Source organism: Bittarella massiliensis (ex Durand et al. 2017) (genome assembly GCF_001486165.1).
GTDB lineage: Bacteria > Bacillota > Clostridia > Oscillospirales > Ruminococcaceae > Bittarella > Bittarella massiliensis.
The window spans coordinates 173,426-192,789 of sequence record NZ_LN908975.1; the positions used below are offsets into that span (position 1 = coordinate 173,426).

At 65.2% G+C, this 19,364-nt stretch carries 13 protein-coding genes, 1 tRNA gene and 1 pseudogene; 9 read left to right on the top strand and 6 right to left on the bottom strand.

The window, feature by feature from the left end; all coding sequences use genetic code 11:
* Positions 1 to 42 precede the first annotated feature (42 nt).
* The 5 genes from BN3266_RS01235 to BN3266_RS14020 all read right to left on the bottom strand — a co-directional run bounded on the left by BN3266_RS01235 (position 43) and on the right by BN3266_RS14020 (position 3,910).
* A complete protein-coding gene (locus BN3266_RS01235; RefSeq protein ID WP_059003142.1) occupies positions 43 to 1,314 on the bottom strand; it encodes an HD-GYP domain-containing protein in 1,272 nt (423 codons plus the stop codon).
* A 193-nt stretch (positions 1,315 to 1,507) separates the two neighbouring features.
* Positions 1,508 to 2,182, bottom strand: coding sequence for a hypothetical protein (locus tag BN3266_RS01240; RefSeq protein ID WP_059003143.1), 675 nt, complete (start codon positions 2,180 to 2,182; stop codon positions 1,508 to 1,510).
* Positions 2,183 to 2,586: 404 nt separating this feature from the next.
* A tRNA-Met gene (locus BN3266_RS01245) sits at positions 2,587 to 2,663 on the bottom strand.
* Between the two features lie 89 nt (positions 2,664 to 2,752).
* The gene (locus BN3266_RS01250) at positions 2,753 to 3,052 is read right to left on the bottom strand and encodes a hypothetical protein (protein ID WP_021658477.1); all 300 of its coding nucleotides are present in this window, start codon (positions 3,050 to 3,052) and stop codon (positions 2,753 to 2,755) included.
* Between the two features lie 87 nt (positions 3,053 to 3,139).
* A complete protein-coding gene (locus tag BN3266_RS14020; RefSeq protein ID WP_195891586.1) occupies positions 3,140 to 3,910 on the bottom strand; it encodes a TatD family hydrolase in 771 nt (256 codons plus the stop codon).
* Positions 3,911 to 4,411: 501 nt separating this feature from the next.
* Here BN3266_RS14020 and pyrB point away from each other — a divergent pair.
* The 7 genes and pseudogenes from pyrB to carB form a co-directional block, all read left to right on the top strand.
* Positions 4,412 to 5,326 (top strand): annotated as a pseudogene (pyrB, locus tag BN3266_RS01260) (aspartate carbamoyltransferase); the annotation flags it as partial.
* Between the two features lie 203 nt (positions 5,327 to 5,529).
* Positions 5,530 to 6,726 (top strand): dihydroorotase, encoded by a 1,197-nt coding sequence (locus BN3266_RS01265; protein ID WP_059003145.1) that lies wholly within the window; start codon positions 5,530 to 5,532, stop codon positions 6,724 to 6,726.
* Between the two features lie 56 nt (positions 6,727 to 6,782).
* Positions 6,783 to 7,661: an orotidine-5'-phosphate decarboxylase gene (gene pyrF / locus BN3266_RS01270; RefSeq protein WP_438819057.1), complete on the top strand. Its 879-nt coding sequence runs from the start codon at positions 6,783 to 6,785 to the stop codon at positions 7,659 to 7,661.
* The gene (locus BN3266_RS01275) at positions 7,636 to 8,379 is read left to right on the top strand and encodes a dihydroorotate dehydrogenase electron transfer subunit (protein WP_059003146.1); all 744 of its coding nucleotides are present in this window, start codon (positions 7,636 to 7,638) and stop codon (positions 8,377 to 8,379) included. The genes pyrF and BN3266_RS01275 overlap by 26 nt, the downstream gene beginning before the upstream one ends.
* Before the next feature lie 5 nt (positions 8,380 to 8,384).
* Entirely contained in the window at positions 8,385 to 9,290 is a 906-nt protein-coding gene (locus tag BN3266_RS01280; RefSeq protein ID WP_059003824.1) for a dihydroorotate dehydrogenase, read from the top strand.
* A 46-nt stretch (positions 9,291 to 9,336) separates the two neighbouring features.
* The gene (locus tag BN3266_RS01285; protein ID WP_059003147.1) at positions 9,337 to 10,455 is read left to right on the top strand and encodes a carbamoyl phosphate synthase small subunit; all 1,119 of its coding nucleotides are present in this window, start codon (positions 9,337 to 9,339) and stop codon (positions 10,453 to 10,455) included.
* A gap of 3 nt (positions 10,456 to 10,458) precedes the next feature.
* Complete coding sequence (gene carB, locus BN3266_RS01290; RefSeq protein WP_021658486.1) at positions 10,459 to 13,650, top strand: carbamoyl-phosphate synthase large subunit; 3,192 nt, start codon at positions 10,459 to 10,461, stop codon at positions 13,648 to 13,650.
* Positions 13,651 to 13,720: 70 nt separating this feature from the next.
* On the opposite strand, the gene BN3266_RS01295 is transcribed toward carB, so the two are convergent.
* Positions 13,721 to 14,950, bottom strand: a complete 1,230-nt coding sequence (locus BN3266_RS01295; RefSeq protein ID WP_195891587.1) for an RNA polymerase sigma factor — start codon at positions 14,948 to 14,950, stop codon at positions 13,721 to 13,723.
* A gap of 230 nt (positions 14,951 to 15,180) precedes the next feature.
* On the opposite strand from BN3266_RS01295, the gene BN3266_RS01300 reads away from it, so the two are divergent.
* The gene (locus BN3266_RS01300; RefSeq protein WP_195891588.1) at positions 15,181 to 19,125 is read left to right on the top strand and encodes a hypothetical protein; all 3,945 of its coding nucleotides are present in this window, start codon (positions 15,181 to 15,183) and stop codon (positions 19,123 to 19,125) included.
* Positions 19,112 to 19,294, top strand: a complete 183-nt coding sequence (locus tag BN3266_RS01305; protein ID WP_059003153.1) for a hypothetical protein — start codon at positions 19,112 to 19,114, stop codon at positions 19,292 to 19,294. The genes BN3266_RS01300 and BN3266_RS01305 overlap by 14 nt, the downstream gene beginning before the upstream one ends.
* Positions 19,295 to 19,364 lie beyond the last annotated feature (70 nt).

Below are 19,364 nucleotides of genomic sequence, written 5' to 3' on the forward strand. Positions count from 1 at the left end.
GCGGTGTTTTTTTGTACGGTGGGGGAAGAGAGGGCGGTGCTTTCAGGCCGGGTCGGGGCCTGAGACCGCCCGAATCTCGGCCGAGAGGGCGCGATACTCCCGCAGTACCCCCTGGTAGAGGGCCAGCACGGGAGCGCTGCCGGCGCGGGCGCTCTCCATCAGCCGGTCGTAGTGGTTGCAGACGAGGGCGGTTACCTGCGGGCAGATGGCTCCGGCCGCCTGCATTTGCCCCAGGATGGCCAGCACCCGCTCCCGGTCAAAGGCCTCCTTGTAGCTGCGCGCCCGGGCCAGGGCGCTGACGATGTCCGCCACCGCCACCACCCGTTCGGGCAGGCTCAACTCCTCCCCCCGCAGCCCCAGCGGGTAGCCGGAACCGTCCAGCTTTTCGTGGTGGCGCACGGCGATGCGGTAGATGTCGTCGCGAACAAATCCGCCCAGGATCTCGCCGGTGACCGCCGCGTGTTCCCGCATGACAGCCATCTCCTCCCCGGTGAGTCGCCCCGGCTTTTCCAGGATGGAGACGGGGGTGGACACCTTGCCCAGGTCGTGGAGGAGGGCTCCGTAGTAGATGCACCGCCGGGTGTCCTCATCAAGCCCCAGCAGCCGGGCGATGGCAAGGCTGACGCTGACGGTAGTGATGGTGTGCAGCACCGTGCACTCGCTGCGAAAGTCGATGGAGTAGGCGAGCATCTGCAAAAAGGCGCGCTTCTCCCCCTCGTCAAAGGAGAGGCGGGAGGCCGCCACCCAGAGGGGGGCGCAGAGGGCGCCCTCCCCCTGGTCCAAAAGCTGCCGCTCGCTGTCGGCGCGCAAAAAGAGGTCCACCAGCAGCGGGTCAAAGAGATTGCCACGCTCCCGCGCCAGCAGGGCGGGGATCTCCGCCTTGCGCCTCGCCTGCACCAGCACGTCCACCCGGTCGCACAGGCAGATGAGGGCGGCGCCCATCCGGTGGGGGGTGTCGATCTGCCGCAGCTCCCGGTAGGGGCAGTGGTGGTAGAGGACGGCGTCGGCCACCGCCCCCAAAGGGGAGAGGTTTTTGAGAAAGAGGTAGCCGTAGACGGCGTGGTCCCAGCCGCCCTCCCGCTCAAAGGAGAGGAGGCCGTCGATCTCGTCGGTCTTGTAGGCCCCCACGTCGTGAAAGAGGGCCGCCAACACCAGATCCATCTCCCTGCGGGAGAGTGCCTCCCCCTTTTGGGTGAGGAGGAGTTGCAGGGCCAGCCCGGCGACCCGCTCCCCATGGCCGGTGAGCCGCCGGTCGACCCGCCCGAGGGTCCGGCAGACGATGTCCACCACGTGTTTGCTGCTGATGATCTCCATCCGTCGCCACCCTTCCCCCGCGAATCGGGGTGTTTTAAAATGCTCTCTCCGTTAGTATACAGCTTTCCCCTTAAAATAAAAGGGATTTGCGAAAGGAGGGCGACGGAATGTTGCGGGAGACCGCATTTCCCTGTTCACTGGAAAGGGCGCACCTGGGTGCGCCCTTTTTTGCCCTGTCCGTGCCCTTTTTCCCCTATTCTTCCAAAATGGCGTTGATGGTCTTGACCACGCCACTCTCGACAATGACCATTACGGTGCTGTTGCTGCCCTCGTCAAACCAGATGGAGGTGTTGGCGGAGGTGCGCGGCGCAAAGCCCATGATGGCGGTGGCCTCCGCCAGCGTCATCCCCTCTTTGAGCTGTTTTGCGTGCTCCACAAAGAATTTGCCGTAGGCGTATTGGCTTTGGTGCACCGAGGCGGAGGGAGAGTGGTACAGGGTGCCGCCGATGGCGTCGGTGTAGTCCGCCACCTGCTCCTCGGTAAAGGCGCTGTTCAGACGGATGAGCACGTTGCCCTTGACGATTTGGTACTGCAGCAGGTCCAGGACGCTGAAAGAGTTGAGCTTGTCGGCGCGGGCTTTTGCCGCGGCCTCGCTTTTGTAGATTTCCACAGAGCCGCTCTCGGGTTCGCTTTCGTCGTACGCCGTCTCCAGACGGCTGTCGGCAAAGTTGCCCTTTTCCTTGTAATCGTGCGGCCCTTCGCCGTTGGGGTCGGTCGCGTCGTCATAGACGATGGAATAGGAGATGGGAACGCCCTTTTCCTTTAGATCCGCAATGACCGAGGCGGCGGTCTCCCCACCTTTGCCGCACCCCACGAGCGCGGCACAGATCAGACATACGGCGATGGCTCCACTCAGCAATTTTTTCATCATATAAGCCCCCTTTTTCAACAGTGTAGCAGAAACTTGTCGAAAAAGGAAGAATGGAGTGATATTTCAAGAGAAGAGGAGCGTGGTTTTGTAGAGCGGGTTTTGCCGGGCGACCGGCCATCCCCACCGGCAAAGCCGGGGGATCGAACCGCCCCCATAGGGGACTGGTGGCGGCGGGCGTGTGAAGGCGCACCGAGATTTTTTCACCCGTCTGCCCTGCGGCCTGCAAACGGGCGGGATTGCCCTTTTGCGGCATCCTCTTCCCAACGCCCTTCGGCCCTTGGCGGTCCGCTTGGCCCGGCGATTGCAGCGAACGCTTTTTGGGGGAGCGCCCCACCGGCGGGACGGGGGCTTTGCCGGCAAAAAAATTACACCACCAGCGCTGTGCTGATGGTGTAAACACATGGTTGCGGAGGCAGGATTTGAACCTACGACCTTCGGGTTATGAGCCCGACGAGCTACCAGACTGCTCCACTCCGCGATATCTATTTCTCAAGTGCAAGATTTATTATATCACAGGACAAAAAAAAGTCAACACCCAAATGCGGGTGTTGACCAAAAACATTTCGACTAGTATTTCTCTTCTTCGTCCTCTTCCTCTGCGGGGGCGTCGCTCTCCTCGGCCGGGGCCTCTTCGGCGGCGCATTCGTCGCAGCAGCAGTCCTCGTCCTCTTCGCCACAGCAGCAGCCGCACTCGTCGGCATACTCGTCGTCCTCGCCGAACTCGTCGGTGTAGGCGTCCAGGTATTCGCAGCCGTCGTCGTCGCAGCAGCAGACACAGTGTTTTTTGAAGAACTTGTATGCCAGGTAAATGACCCCCGCGGCAGAAGCCAGCACCGCCAAGGTCGAGAGCAGCTTGCTGAATTTCATAGTCGTTCCTCCCTTTCACCTTCAGTAGGTTAAACTCATTATAGTATGTGCAGCCCAAAAAAACAATACCCGCCTGTGTACAGTTTGTTAATTTATACCATAAATTTCGCGCGCATTTTTGGCGGAGATGTCACAGACCTCCTGCGGGTCGAGCCCCTTGACCTGGGCGATCACCTCGACGATGTGGGGCAGCATGGCGGAATCGCAGAGCTGCCCTTCCAGCACCTTGGGGGGCATATAGGGGGCGTCGGTCTCAATGAGCAGCCGCTCCATGGGGGTGGCTGCCAGCACCTTGAGGGCGGTCTCGTTGTACTCCGGCCAGGTGATGTCGCCGTTGAAGCTCACGTACATCCCCCAGTCGAGCACCCGGCGCAGCCCCTCCACATTGCCGGAAAAGCGGTGGACGACCCCCGGCAGCCTGTACTCCTCCAACACCCGGTAGGTGTCCTCGTGGGCCTCCCTGTCGTGGATGATGACCGGCAGTTTCAGCTGCTGCGCCAGATCCATCTGCCCGCGGAAGATGCGCTCCTGCAGGTCCCGGGGCTCGTCGAAAAAGTAGTCAAACCCCATCTCCCCCAGGGCCACCACCTTGGGCGAGCGGGCCAGCCGCTCCAGTTGGTCCAGATAGTCCTCCGGCGTCTCCAGCACCCAGTGGGGGTGCACCCCCACCGAGCCGTAGACAAAGTCGTACTGCTCGGTCAGCGCCACCACCAGCGGGGCCACCCCCAGGTCGGAACAGCAGTTGAGCACCCACTCGACCCCCTGGTCGGGCAGGCCGGCGAGGATGCGGTGCCGGTCCTCGCCGAACAGAGCGTCCTCGTAGTGGGCGTGCGAGTCAAACAGATGTTGCAGTTTCACAGGGAAATCTCCTCTCCCGGGCAGCCGGGTCCCCCGGTCCACCCAAAAGCGGCCGGGCGGTCCGTTCCCCTGGGGGAACAGCCGCGCCAGCCGCTGACTTGCCAAAATGCCCCTCTCTGAAAAAGGGAAATAGCTGTCTACACTATATCGGAAAAAGGGGAGGGGCGCAACCCAAACCGGACAATTTGCAAACACTCTGGAACTTTTCACAAAAAAAGCGGTTGTCCTTACCGCATTTTCCCCGGGAAAAAGGTTTCCACACCGTTGCAAAATCGGGCACGACTTGCTAAAATACAACTTAATATGTGGCGCTCTGCGCCGGACAGGAGGGAAAAACAAAACCGGGTTTTGTTCTTCCTTTTCTTTTGTCCGCCGCCTTTCCTTTATAAAGGGCGCCCGACAGGAACGCGAGCGGCTGGTGACGGCCGCCTTTGTTGAGACAGGGCCGGTTTTGTTTGCAAAAGACCTCCGGCCCTGCCGCTGCGCAGAAAGGAAATGCCCATGCTTGCAGGAAGAAATCTCATCTCCCCGTCCGACTTCTCCCCCCGGGAGTTGGACGAGCTCTTTGCCCTGGCCGACGACATCGTCAAAGACCCGGCAGCCTACGCCCACGCCTGTGACGGCAAGCTGCTGGCCACCCTCTTTTTTGAGCCCAGCACCCGCACCCGCCTCAGCTTTGAGGCGGCCATGCTCCGCCTGGGCGGCCGTGTCTTTGGGGTGCAGAGCGCGGCGGCCTCCTCCACCTCCAAGGGGGAGACAGTGGCCGACACCGCCCGCATGGTCAGCTCCTATGCCGACGCGATCGCCATGCGGCACTTTTTAGAGGGGGCGCCCCGGGCGGCCACCCTTTACGCCGGCATCCCCGTCATCAACGCAGGGGACGGCGGGCACCAGCATCCCACCCAGACCCTCACCGACCTCTACACCATCCGCACCGCAAAAGGCCGACTGGACCACCTGACCATCGGCCTCTGCGGCGATTTGAAGTTTGGCAGAACAGTTCACTCCCTCATCGAGGCCATGTGCCGGTACGAAGGCGTCACCTTCTACTGCATCTCGCCTGAAGAACTGTCTTTGCCAAACTATATTATTGCCCAAATGGAGGCGGCGGGGGCGGCTTTCCACCAGGTGCGCACCATGGAGGAGTGCATCGGCCGGCTGGACGTCCTCTACATGACCCGGGTGCAGGGGGAGCGCTTTGCCGACCGGGCCGAGTACGAGCGGCTGCGCGACTGCTACATCCTCGACGCGGCCAAGATGGCCGGGGCGGGGGCCGACACCATCGTCCTGCACCCCCTGCCGCGGGTAAGCGAGATCGCCACCGAGGTGGACGCCGACCCCCGCGCCTGGTACTTCAAGCAGGCCCAGTACGGGATGTTCGCCCGGATGGCCCTTCTCTGCAAGGTGCTGGGGGTCACCGACGGCCACCCGGTCACCGGGGCCCGCAACCACCTGGAACCCACCCGCACCCCGGCGGGGGACCACCCCGGCCACCGCTGTCAAAACCCCAAGTGCGTGGCCTGTGCCGAGCCCACCCAGCCCCCCCGCTTTGTGGAGGAGGGCGGCCGGCTGCGCTGCTGGTACTGCGACCAACTGGCCGATTGAGAGAGGAGAGACCGATGGACCTGCTGGTGAAAAACGGCGTCCTCTGCGACGCGAACGGGCGGCTGCGCGCCGACCTCTACATCCGCGGCGGCCTGATCGAGGCCGTCGGCCGGGAGCTGGCCGTCCCCGCCGGCTGCCCGGTGCTGGACGCGGGGGGGAAGACGGTGCTGCCCGCCTTTGTGGACCTGCACTGTCACTTCCGCGACCCGGGCTACACCCAGAAGGAGGACATCGCCACCGGCAGCCAGGCCGCCGCCGCCGGGGGATACACCGCCGTCAACTGCATGGCCAACACCGACCCGGTCTGCTCCTCCATGGAGGGGGTCCGCTACGCGATGGAGCGGGCCCGGGCCGTCGGGCTGGTGGACCTGCACCAGTGCGTCAGCGTCACCGAGCACTTTGACGGCGAGACCACCGAGCACCTGAAGGGCCTCACCGCCGAGGTGCGCTGCATCAGCGAGGACGGCCGGGGGGTCGCCCGCGCCGCGGTGATGGAGCGGGCCATGCGCATTGCCCGGGAAAAGGGGATGGCCGTCCTCTCCCACGCCGAGGAGATGGAGATCTCCCCCTACGACTACCGGCTGGCGGAGAACCTGGCCACCGTGCGGGACATCGCCCTCGCCGCCCACACCGGCGCCCACCTGCACCTGTGCCACGTCAGCACCCGGGAGGCCATGGCCGCCATCGCCGCCGCCAAGGGCGCCGGGGTCTGGGTGACCTGCGAGGTGGCCCCCCACCACCTCTATTTCAAAGACAGCGGCTACCGGGTCAATCCCCCCATCCGCCAGGGGGCCGATGTGGAGGCCCTCATCCAGGCCTGCCTGAAAGGGGAGGTGGACGCCATCGCCACCGACCACGCCCCCCACACCGAGGCGGACAAGGCCGCCGGGTCGCCGGGGATGGTGGGGCTGGAGACCGCCTTTTCGGTCTGCCACACCGTTCTCTGCCGGGAAAACGGGCTGCCGCTGGAGGCGCTCTCCCGGATGATGAGCCAAGCCCCCGCCCAGCTGTTGGGGATGAACAAGGGCCTGCTGCGCCCCGGCTTTGACGGGGATCTGGCCCTGGTGGACGAGGCGGCCCCCTACCGGGTCGAGGCGGCCAAGCTGCACAGCAAATCCCAAAACACCCCCTTTGACGGCAAGACCTTCACCGGCCGGGTGGAGTGCACTGTCAAGGCGGGAAGGGTCACCTACACCCGGGACGGGGAATGACAAATTGAAATAAACAGATAAAATACAACGGACTGTAAAACAAGGAGGAACCTGCTGTGAACATCTGTATTGCCGACAAACTGTACGAATCGGTGGCGGCCCGCGGCCCCATCTGCGTCGGGCTGGACACCGACATCTCCTACGTGCCCCAGTGGCTGGCCGCACAGTACCAGACCCCGGGGGAGGCGGTCCTTGCCTTCAACCGGCAGATCATCGACGCCACCGCCGATGTGGCGGGCTGCTTCAAGGTGCAGATCGCCTACTACGAGTCCCTGGGCCTTGACGGGCTGCGCGCCTACAAGGACACCCTGGCCTACCTGCGGGAGCGGGAGCTGGTCGCCATTGCCGATGTCAAGCGGGGCGACATCGCCAAGACCGCCGAGATGTACGCCAAGGCCCACTTCACCGGCGACTTTGAGGCCGACTTCGTCACCCTCAGCCCCTATATGGGGCTCGACAGCGTCACCCCCTACCTCCCCTATGTGGAGCAAAGCGGCAAGGGCCTCTTCATCCTGGTGCGCACCTCCAACCCCGGGCGGGAGGACTTTCAGTACCTGCAGAGCGAGGGGGAGCCCCTCTACGACATCGTCGGCAGAAAGGTGCAGGAGCTGGGCAAGCCCTACATCGGCACCTACGGCTACTCCCCGGTGGGGGCGGTCATCGGCGGCACCTCCTCCCTGGAGGCGGAGACCATCCGCGCCGCCCTGGACTCCACCTTCTTCCTGATCCCCGGCTACGGCGCCCAGGGCGGCAAGGCCGAGGACATCGCCCGCTATCTCTGCCGGGGCAACGGCGGGGTGGTCAACTCCTCCCGCGGGGTGCTGCTGGCCTACAAGAAGGACGGGGATGAGAGACAGTTCGCCGAGGCCTCCCGCAAAGAGGTCCTCCGCGCCAGAGAGGAGATCGCCAGTGCCTGCAGCGTATACGGTAAATAAGATCCTACAAAACGACCGGGTGACCGAGACCGTCTACAAGATGAAGGTCGATCTGGGGGGCGCTCCCCAGCCGGCCCCCGGCCAGTTCTACATGGTCCGCGGCTGGGAGGGGAACGACCCCCTCCTCTCCCGCCCCATCAGCGTGAACGACGCCGGCGAGGGGACGGTCACCTTCCTCTACGAGGTGCGGGGGCGGGGCACCCGCCTCCTCTCCCAGCTGCCGGCGGGGGGACAGGTCTCCCTGTTGGGCCCCGCCGGCACCGGCTTCCCGGTGGGCGAGGTCAGCGGCCGGGTGGCGGTGGTCACCGGCGGCATCGGCCTGGCGCCCATGGTCTACACCGCCAAGTCCCTGCAAAACTGCCAGGTGGACTTCTTCTGCGGCTTTCGCGACCAGAGCTACGAGCTGGAGAGCCTGCAGGGCGCGGTGCAGCGGGTGGCGGTGGCCACCGACAGCGGCCGCGAGGGGCAGAAGGGGTTTGTCACCGACCTCTTCTCGGTGGCCGACTACGACTGGGTGCTGACCTGCGGCCCCCAGGTGATGATGGAGAAATTGGGCCGGGCCTGCCTGGACGCCGGGGTCCGCTGCCTACTCTCCCTGGAGCGGCACATGGCCTGCGGGGTGGGCGCCTGCCTGGGCTGCACCTGCAAGACCGCCCACGGGGCGAAGTGCGTCTGCAAAGAGGGCCCGGTCTTTCGGGCCGAGGAGGTGATCCTGTGAGCGATCTGCGAACCGACCTCTGCGGGGTGGAGCTGAAAAACCCGGTCATCGCCGCCTCGGGGACCTTTGGCTTTGGGCAGGAGTTCGCCCCCTTCTTCGACGTGGGCCGGCTGGGGGGCATCTCCTCCAAGGGGCTCACCATGGGGGGCAAGTACGGCAACGAGGGGCAGCGCATCTGCGAGACCCCCAGCGGGGTCATCAACTCCATCGGCCTGCAAAACCCCGGGGTCGAGGCCTTCCTCCGGGACGACCTCCCCTTCATGCGCCGCTGCGGGGCCGCGGTCATCGCCAACCTGGGCGGCAGCGACCTGCAGGGCTATCTGGACGGGGCCACCCTCTTGAGCGAGGCGGACATCGACATCCTCGAGCTCAACATCTCCTGCCCCAACGTCAAGGCGGGGGGGATGGCCTTCGGCATCCAGTGCCAGTCGGCCCATCAGGTGGTGTCGGCGGTGCGCAAGGTCTGCAAAAAGCCGCTGATGGTCAAGCTTTCCCCCAACGCCGAGAACATCGTCGAGATGGCCCAGGCCTGCGAGGACGCCGGGGCCGACGCCCTGAGCCTGGTCAACACCTTCCAGGCCATGGCCATCGACGTGGAGCGGCGGCAGCCGGTCTTTGCCAACCTCTTTGCCGGCCTCTCCGGCCCGGCCATCCGCCCCATTGCCCTGCGGATGGTATATCAGGTCTGCGGGGCGGTCAAAATCCCGGTGGTGGGTCTGGGGGGGATCGCCTCCGCCAGCGACGCCCTGGAATTTCTGCTGGCCGGGGCCACCGCCGTGCAGGTGGGGACCGCCAACTTCGTCAAACCCGACATCTGCCTGGACATCATCGACGGCATCGACCGGTACCTGGAACGCCACGGATTTGCCGCGGTGAGTGAGATCCGCGGCCTGGCCCGCACCGACCGGTGATATACAAATAAGAATACAAACACCGCTTTATACAGGGAGGCATCACATGCAACAGAATGAAACCAAGAGGGCCTGGCTGGTCCTGCAGGACGGTTCGGTCTACCCCGGCGTCTCCTTTGGGGCTGAGGGGACCACGGTGGGCGAGACGGTCTTCAACACCGGCATGACCGGCTATCAGGAGGTGCTCACCGACCCCTCCTACTACGGGCAGATCGTCACCCAGACCTATCCCCTCATCGGCAACTACGGCATCAACAACGACGACATGGAGTCGGGCCGCAGCTGGGTCAAGGGCTACATTGTCAGCGAGTGGTGCGAGACCCCCTCCAACTTCCGGGTGGCCATGGACCTGGACGCCTTTCTCAAATCGCAAAACGTCATCGCCATCGCCGGCATCGACACCCGGGCCCTCACCAAGAAACTGCGGGAGTCCGGGGTGATGAACGGGGCCATCACCACCGCCTACGACGAGTCGAAGAAGGACGCCCTCCTCGAGCAGATCCGCGCCTACACCATCGCCGACGCGGTGGCCGCCGTCTCCTGCACCGCGCCCGCCTCCTTCCCCAAGGCCGAGGGGAGCGAGGGGGACTACCACGTGGTCCTCTGCGATTACGGCTACAAGCGCAACATCGTCCGCTCCCTGCAAAACCGGGGCTGCCGCGTGACCGTGGTGCCCGGCCACACCTCGGCCGAGGAGATCTTGGCCCTGCGGCCCGACGGCATCATGCTCTCCAACGGCCCCGGCGACCCGGCGGAGAACACCGCCATCATCGCCGAGATCGCCAAGCTGCTGCCCTCGGGGGTGCCCATCTTCGGCATCTGCCTGGGCCACCAGCTCACCGCCCTGGCCACCGGCGCCGCCACCTGCAAGCTGAAATACGGCCACCGCGGCTCCAACCAGCCGGTCAAGGACCGGGATCTGGACCGCACCTTCATCACCTCCCAAAACCACGGCTACGCCGTAGAGGGTGACAGCTTTGACACCAACCTGGGGCGCATCAGCCACGTCAACGCCAACGACGGCACGGTGGAGGGCATCCGCTACGAGCGCTACAACTGCTTCACCGTGCAGTTTCATCCCGAGGCCAGCGCCGGGCCCAAGGACACCGCCTATCTCTTCGACGAATTCATCGACCGCATCAAAGACGCGAAAGGGGACAGATAAGCCATGCCAAAGAGAAGCGACATCAAGCGGGTTTTAGTCATCGGCTCCGGCCCCATCGTCATCGGCCAGGCGGCCGAGTTCGACTACGCCGGCACCCAGGCCTGCCGGGCCCTCAAGGAGGAGGGGCTGGAGGTGATCTTGGTCAACTCCAACCCGGCCACCATCATGACCGACAAGGCCATGGCCGACAAGATCTACATCGAGCCCCTGCGCCCCGAGATCATCAAGAAGATCATCCGCAAGGAGCGGCCCGACTCCATCCTCCCCACCCTGGGGGGACAGACCGGGCTCAACCTGGCCATGGAGCTGGCCGAAGAGGGCTTTTTGGAGGAGGAGGGCGTCAAGCTGCTGGGCGCCAACCCCGAGACCATCAAAAAGGCCGAGGACCGGCAGGCCTTTAAGGACACCATGCTCTCTATCGGCGAGCCCTGCATCCCCTCCCAGGTGGAGACCACCGTCGAGGGGTCCCTGGCCTTTGCCGCCGAGATCGGCTACCCGGTCATCGTCCGCCCCGCCTACACCCTGGGCGGCTCGGGCGGCGGCATTGCCCAAAACGAGGAGGAGCTGCGGGAGATCGCCGGGAACGGCCTGCGCCTCTCCCCCATCACCCAGGTGCTCATCGAGAAGTGCATCTCCGGCTGGAAGGAGATCGAGTACGAGGTGGTGCGCGACGGCAAGGGCAACGTCATCACCGTCTGCAACATGGAGAACATCGACCCGGTGGGGGTCCACACCGGCGACAGCGTGGTGGTCGCCCCCTCCCAGACCCTGACCGACAAAGAGTACCAGATGCTGCGCTCCTCGGCCATCAACATCATCTCCACCCTGGGCATCGAGGGGGGCTGCAACGTCCAGTACGCCCTCTACCCCAACAGCTTTGAGTACGCGGTCATCGAGGTCAACCCCCGGGTCTCCCGCTCCTCCGCCCTGGCCTCCAAGGCCACCGGCTACCCCATCGCCAAGGTGGCGGCCAAGATCGCCATCGGCTACAGCCTGGACGAGATCCCCAACGCCGTCACCGGCAAGACCTGCGCCTGCTTTGAGCCCACCCTGGACTACTGCGTGGTCAAGTTCCCCCGCTGGCCCTTTGACAAGTTCGTCTACGCCGAAAAGACCCTGGGCACCCAGATGAAGGCCACCGGCGAGGTGATGGCCATCGCCCGCAGCTTTGAGCAGGCCATGATGAAGGCGGTGGTCTCCATCGAGTTGGGGATGGAGACCCTCACCCTCCCCCAGCTGGAGGAGCAGAGCGACGAGGAGATCGTCCGCCTCCTCTCGGTCACCGACGACGAGCGCCTCTTCGTGGTCTACGAGGCCATCAAGCGGGGGATCTCCTTCGACCAGATTTTTGACATCACCAAGATCGACAAGTGGTTTTTGGCCAAGTTTGCAAACCTGGCCCGGATGGAGCTGGCTCTGAAGGCCGGCCAGCTGGACGCCGAGAGCTATCGCCGCGCCAAGAAGCTGGGCTTTTTGGACGCGACCATCGCCCGCCTCTCCGGCAAAGAGCTGCCGGAGCAGTGGCTCCCCGGCTACCAGATGGTGGACACCTGCGCCGCCGAGTTCACCGCCGAGACCCCCTATTTCTACTCCTCCTACGGCGACGAGAACGAGGCCGCCGAGCACATTGCCCGGGAGCAGAGCGGCAAGAAGAAGGTGGTGGTCTTCGGCTCGGGACCCATCCGCATCGGCCAGGGGATCGAGTTTGACTACTGCTGCGTCCACTGCGCCTGGGCCCTGAAGGAGAAGGGATACGAGGCCATCATCGCCAACAACAACCCCGAGACGGTCTCCACCGACTTCGACACCGGCGACCGGCTCTACTTCGACCCCCTCAACCCCGAGTACGTGAAGGCCCTGCTGCAGACCGAGAAGCCCGACGGGGTGGTGGTGCAGTTCGGCGGGCAGACCGCCATCAAGCTGACCAAATCCCTCAAGGAGATGGGGGTCCCCATCCTCGGCACCTCCCCCGACGCCATCGACGAAGCCGAGGACAGAGAGCGCTTTGACGCCCTGTTGGAGCGCTGCGGCATCCCCCGGCCCCAGGGGCACACCGTCTTCACCACCGAAGAGGCGGTGGCGGCCGCCGGGGAGCTGGGCTACCCGGTGCTGCTGCGCCCCTCCTACGTGCTGGGCGGGCAGAACATGATCATCGCCCACTCCGAGGCCGACGTGGTGGAGTACATGCGCATCATCACCGCCCACGAGCTGGAAAACCCGGTCCTCATCGACAAGTACCTCATGGGGACCGAGACCGAGGTGGACGCCATCTGCGATGGCAGGGACTACCTGATCCCCGGCATCATGCAGCACGTGGAGCGGGCGGGCGTCCACTCGGGCGACTCCATCTCGGTCTACCCCAGCCAGACCCTCTCCCCCTCCATCAAGGAGACCATCGTCGACTACACCGGCCGCCTGGCGCGGGAGCTCGGGGTGGTGGGGCTGATGAACATCCAGTACGTGGTGCACGAGGGGCAGGTCTATGTCATCGAGGTAAACCCCCGCTCCTCCCGCACCGTCCCCTACATCAGCAAGGTCACCGGGGTCCCCATGGTCGACCTGGCCACCCGCTGCATGCTGGGCGAGTCCCTGGCGGAGATGGGGTACGGCACCGGCCTCTTCCCCGAAAAGGACTTTGTGGCCGTCAAGGTGCCGGTCTTCAGCTTTGAAAAGCTGCACGACGTGGACACCCAGCTCGGCCCCGAGATGAAGTCCACCGGCGAGGTGCTGGGGGTGGCAAAGACCTACGAGGAGGCCCTCTTCAAGGGGCTCTGCGCCGCCGGATACCAGTTCAAGCACCACGGCGGGGTGCTCATCACCGTGCGCGACCAGGACAAGCACGAGGTGGTGCCCATCGCCGACCGCTTCAGCCAGATGGGCTTTGACCTCTACGCCACCGGCGGCACCGCCCTGCGGCTGAACAAGAACATGGTCCCCACCACCGCCGTGAAGAAGATCGGCGAGGGCTCGCCCGACGTGCTGGACCTGCTGGAGAGCGGCAAGATCGACTACGTCATCTCCACCTCGGCCAAGGGCCGCACCCCCGAGCGCGACGGGGTGCGCATCCGCCGCAAGGCGGTGGAGCGGCAGATCCCCTGTCTCACCGCCATCGACACCGCTGACGTCCTCTCCAAGATGCTGGCCAGCGGCCGCACCGTCGAGGGCATCGAGGTGGTGGACATCACCAAGATCTAGCGGGTCTCCCGCAGAAATCAAAAACCAGCCGGGCGGAGGAGTTATTCCTCCGCCCGGCTGGTTTTTGCCTCTACCGCTCCGCCGGGGGCGAAGCGAGGGACAGGGGGGTCTCGGACCGGTTGCCCAACTTGTCGGTGAGCACCAGCAGGTAGTCGCCGCTGGGCAGGGTCTGCTCCAACACCAGCTGTTCCCCCTGCAGCCGCAGGGGGTAGCGCGCCTCCCCCTGGCAGAGGTAGCAACCCTCCGCGTCAAGCCCTGCCGGGTCCTCCTCCAGGGCCACCGACAAGCGCCCCTCCTGCAGGGCGGCGCTGCGGGGGACCGGCCCCTCCCGGTCGATGCAGCCCACCGTCACCGCCGCCGAGCAGACCGCCCTCTCACCGGCAAAGGCCGTGAGGGTGTAGCGCCCGTTCTCCCCCACTGGGAGGGTATAGCGCCCGCCCTCCGGCTCCGCCATCCAGGCGGTCTCGCCTCCTGGGCCCTCGACCAGCACCCCGTCCACCGGGCGGCCGTGGACCGCCGCCTCCAACACCGCCGTGCGCACGGACGCCTCTCCCGGCACGTCGGCGGTGAGGGTCGGGGCCGCCAGCATCTGGGCGGCCAGCAGGGCAGCGGCGGCGGTGAGGGTGGCGCTGGCCCCCACGGCCCAAGCCGACACCTGCCCCCGAACCGGGGCGGGGGGCAGGGCTGCCCGGCTGCCCAGGGTGTGGGCGGCCGTCTGCAACTGGCGCGGCAGGGCCAATCCCAGCGGCACCACCGCCAGCTGCCCCAGCCCCCGGCGCAGCCGGCCTTTGGCCTGCCGCAGTTGGCGCTTGACGGTGGAGAGGGACATCCCCATCTCGGTGGCGATGTCGGCGAGCCGCTCTCCCTGGTAGTAGTGGCGGATGACGATCAGCCGCTGCTCCTCCGGCAGCCGCGCCAACTCCTGCTGCAGGGCGAGGGCGGCCTCCCGCCGGCCCAACTCCTCCGTGCTGGCGCGCTGGGGCAGGCGGTCCAGGGTCTCCTCCTCCACCGAGACCGCCTGCTCCTCCTTTCGCAACAGCCGCCGGCAGCACTGAAAGGTGCAGCGGTTGAGGTAGGCCACCACCGCCTGCGGCTTTTCGATGCCCGGCAGGGCGTGGTGCAGGGCCAGGTAGCTTTCCTGCACCGCGTCCATGGCCAGGTGTTCGTCCCGCAAGAGGGCAACCGCCTGAAAGTACTGCGCCTCCGCGGTGGCCCGGTAGAGCGCATCAAAGGCCGCCTTGTCCCCCTCGGCGGCACGGCGCGCCAGCTCCCCCAGGGAGCGGTGATCCAACCTAACCACCGGCACTGCCCCTTTCTTTCCTGTTTTTTCGACAAAAACTGCTCACTCAGTATATCACAAAGGGGTATAAATGGTGCATTGGAAAAGTTTTTTGTGGGAATTTTGAAAAAGTTGACCCCTTTTTCTCTGTTTTGACCTTCTTATTGAGAATCAACCTGCAAAAGAACACAAGGGAGCGTGAAATAGAGATGAAACGGGAAAACAGAGGTTGGCGACAGGGGGCGCGCAGGGTGACAGCCGCGGCGCTGGCGGTCTGCTTTGCCACCGCTGCCCTCCCGACGACAGGGCTGGCGGAGGGGTCGGCAAAAGAGGCCAGCGATGTGCTGGTGCAGGGCTTTCACCAAAACATCAGCATGGATAAAATGGCGCAGACATTTAGAGTGTCCGGTAGTACCCTGTCACCGGTAGGAGGAACGTTCGACTTTATTTCCGGTACAAGGAATGCCTATGACCAGGACTACCAGGGAAACTATGGGGAAAAGACTTCCGGCAAAGGGTGCTCTGGCAATATCACTTCAAAGTGGAGAGTTCCGCTGACAGCCAGTTGGAAGATGGGCATCTCCTATTCCATCTCACCGATGGCCGCTTTGGACAGCGACAGGCTGGATGCGAATAACCTTTTCTACCTGCTGGAGGATCAAACTGGCGCAACACGGCTTTTGGCGCTGGTTTCCACTCACGATGTCAAGTTCAATGGAATTTGGTCAGGCCTTGGCATTACTGCCGTAGGCGGCGATTTGAACTACGGCACCACCGGACCGGGCGTAGCGAGTGGGTATGCCTGGCACAACGGTGGGGAGAACGCGTATGGCAGCAATAAAAGCAGTGTCCTCGCCTGGGACGCCCAAAGTCAAGTCATGTCCGCCCAGTTTGCGGGGGAAACAATATCTTCCAGCAATCAAAACAAATCTGCGGACGGGTACCCGCCGCTGGGACTCGACACCAATCAGCGTCTCAGCATCTTACTGTCGAACTGGAACTTTACCCGAAAGAGCAAGGTGGATAGCGTTCTCAGCAAGAGTCAGTCGAGCGTCACCCTCAATTCCATCGGCTACGACCACTTTGCCCCCGAATTTGTAAAGGTGGAGTACCTCGACCCCAAGGATCAGACCCGGGTCATCACCGGCGGCATCGGCCGGGGGCAGGAGGCGGTGGTCCGGGTCACCCTCAAAAACGGCGATTTGGCCGCCGCCGGCGAGACCATCCCCGCCTTCCTCTCTCTCGGCGACCAGGCGGGCTTTGTCAGCGAGGGGTTCGAGACCACCCAAATCAGCGGAACCAAGAAGATCGCCCTCAACTTTGTGGGCAACGACGAGATCTCCGCCACCTTTAAAATCAAGGTCACCGGCGACCCCGAGACCCAGTTCAAATTGGGGCTCAAGGTGGAGGACGACCCCTTTGGCAGCTACCGGTCGGCGTATATCCTGCACGACATCGGCCCCGACATGGTGAAGGGCGGCGTCTTTCCCGGCGATGTCAACTACACCCTTACCGGCACCGCGGGCAGCAACGGCTGGTACACCAGCAATGTGGATTTGAACATCCAGACAAACGACTACGACCTGGCCTACTTCGACGGCGTTCTCGCCGATAGGATGGGCAAGACCTTCACCCAAGAGGGCAAGACCACCACCAGCTTCTACGCCCAGCAGGACGGCAGCCGCCCTCTCTCCAAGTGGGGGACCACCGGCATCATGAGCGAGAGCTTGGGGATCGACAAAACCGCCCCCACCCTGGCCCTCACCGACCGCTCCACCCTGGCCCTGCGGGCGCAGGACGGGGTCTCGGGCGTCTGGAAGATCCAGGTCAAGCGCCCCGGCGCCACAAGTTGGGAGGACATGACCACCTATACCCTGACCCCGGGCGGGGCCAAGCCGGGGGACACCGGCGCCTCCTCCCGCGACTACCAGGCGCTAAACGACTGCAATGCTCTGGGCACCTACCAGTTCCGGGCGGTGGACGCGGCCGGCAACGTCACGCCAGACGACAAGGTGCTCACCGTCACCCGCACCGACGTAGCCCCTGTCATCGTGGCCGACGACAGCCTTGTCTTTTACGGGGAGAAGCTGCCCAGCGGCTTGGTCCCGCAGACGGCCTTTGACATGATCGCGGGGGACGACGCCCCCATCACCCACCTCTCTACAAACGGCGTCAAGACCCCGGCTGCCCACAACGCCCTGCCCCCGTACACCGATTTGAGCGGGCAGCCGCAAAATCGGGTGCAGCTGCCGGACGACCAAATCAGCTGGAAGTTGGAGCGCCTGGGCCTCACCGCCTCCTCCTTCCCGGTGCAGAGCGGCAGCCGCTCCACCCAGCCGGTGGCGGTGGAGCTGCCGGCGGGCAGCTACAAGCTGACCTTCTCCCTCAAGGGGGTGGACGACGACGGCAACGCCGCCCTGCCCAAGGAGTGCTTCCTCTACATCCTCCGCGGCGGCTCCCCCGACGTGGGTGGCCCCACCCCCTCGGGCGAGGGGGAGCCGGGCTATCACCCCGATGTCCCCAACGACCAGCTGCCCGACGAGCAGCCCGACCCCTCCGTTGACGACGAGGGGAAGATGCACCGGGACATCTACGACGAGATCACCGAGCTGATCACCACCCCGGCCGCCGGCGGCGGCAGCTACGGAAAGGCGGAGATGGAGGCCCTCTTTGCCCGCCGGTACCAGGTCACCTCCACCCTGCCCGCGCCGGACGACGCCCTGGATTGGGGTGAGCTGACCATCTCCAAGGGCGGGGTGCCCACCGACACCATGGACACCGCCCGCCAGGGCACCTATCTGGTGGAGCGCACCGCCACCGACCGGGCGGGAAACACCACCACCATCCATCTGACCTACCACTTTGTCTACGACAGCGGCATCGAGCCGCCGGTGGTGACCCCCGGCGGCGGGGAGGGGAACGGGTTCCCCCCTCTCCCGGACGAGCTGCCCGACGGCACCCTCAAACCCGACGAGACAGACCCCAACCGCCTGCACCGAGACATCTGCGACGAGGTGGTGGAGTATGTCCGCCCCAACCCCTCCTTTGGGGGGCTGTTGACGGGGGAGAAGGCAGAGGCCTGGCTGGCACAGCGCTACCAGATCACCTCCTCCCTCCCCTGGCCGGCCGACGCCCTTTCCCGGGGACCGGTCTCCATGAGCGGCGACCTGCGGGGCGGATCCTTCCCCACTGGGGAGGTGGGCAGCTGTGTGATCACCCAAACGGTGACCGATGAGGCGGGGAACACCACCACCATCCACCTGACCTACCGCATCATCGAGGCGGCGCAGCCGCCGGTGGTGATCGTGCCCGACCACCCGGACGGCGGCTCCGGCGGTGGCTCGGGCGGCCAGGGGGAGAACGGCGGCGACAATTCCTCCGGCGGCGGCCAGGGGGAAAATGGCGGCGACAACTCCTCCGGCGGTGGCTCGGGCGGCCAGGGGGAAAACGGCAGCGACAGCGCCTCCGGCGGCGATCAGGGCGAGAACGGACGCCCCGCCCCGGACGGGTGGCCCGACACCAACTCCCCCGACGGCGGGGAAGGGGGCCTCTACCCCCTGCCGCCTGTCGTCGAGACCGACGAGGAGGGGCTGCGCCACGCCCTCATCCGGGACAAAGTCACCGTCCTCATCGGCCGGGAGCCGCTTTACGGCGGCAGCCTTTCCGATGAAGAGGCCAGGGAGCTGATGGAGGGGCGCTATCAAATCGTCAGCGGCCTGCCGGCGCCCGACGACGGCCTCACCTATTTCCCGGTGGAGATGAGCGACCTCTCGGGCCGCCCCATCGCCGCCATCGACACCGCGCACCCGGGGGATTACCTCATCCGCTGGGGGGCGGCGGACGCCCAGGGGAACACCACCACCATCCTCCTTTGGTACCAGCTGGTGGAAGAGGAGGAGGGGGACACCCCTGCGCCTCCGCCCTCTCCCACCCCCGGCGAGGGGGAAGGGGGCGACGCCCCTGGCCCGAATGGCGGCGGCCAGACGGCGGAGCTGGGGGAGACCACCCAGGCGGGCGGCGTCCCTTACACCGGGGAGCGGGGACCTTTCGGCGGCGGTGCTCACACCGGCCACGCGCCCGGCAGTTGCATCGTCCACTGGCTGGCCCTGTTGGGCACCGTCATCACCGGCGGCTATGTTGCCCTGCGGCTGGTGTGGGAGCGCAGAGAAGAGGAGGAAGAACATGAAGTGGTGTGACCTGCTGTTTTTCTCCGCCGGGGCCGGCTTGGCCGCCGTCCTCTGGTGGATGCGGGGCTGCCCCCTGGACAGTCTGCTGATCCTGGCCCTCCTGGCGGCCCTGGCTGCCGGCGCCCTCGCCATTGCCCTGCACGGGCGCAAAAAAGAGCGGGAGAGCGACCGCCCCTAGATTTGAGCGCCCCGCAAAAATGGACCCCTTGCGCCGCATATACAGCGGTGCAGGGGGTTCGTGCGTTTGG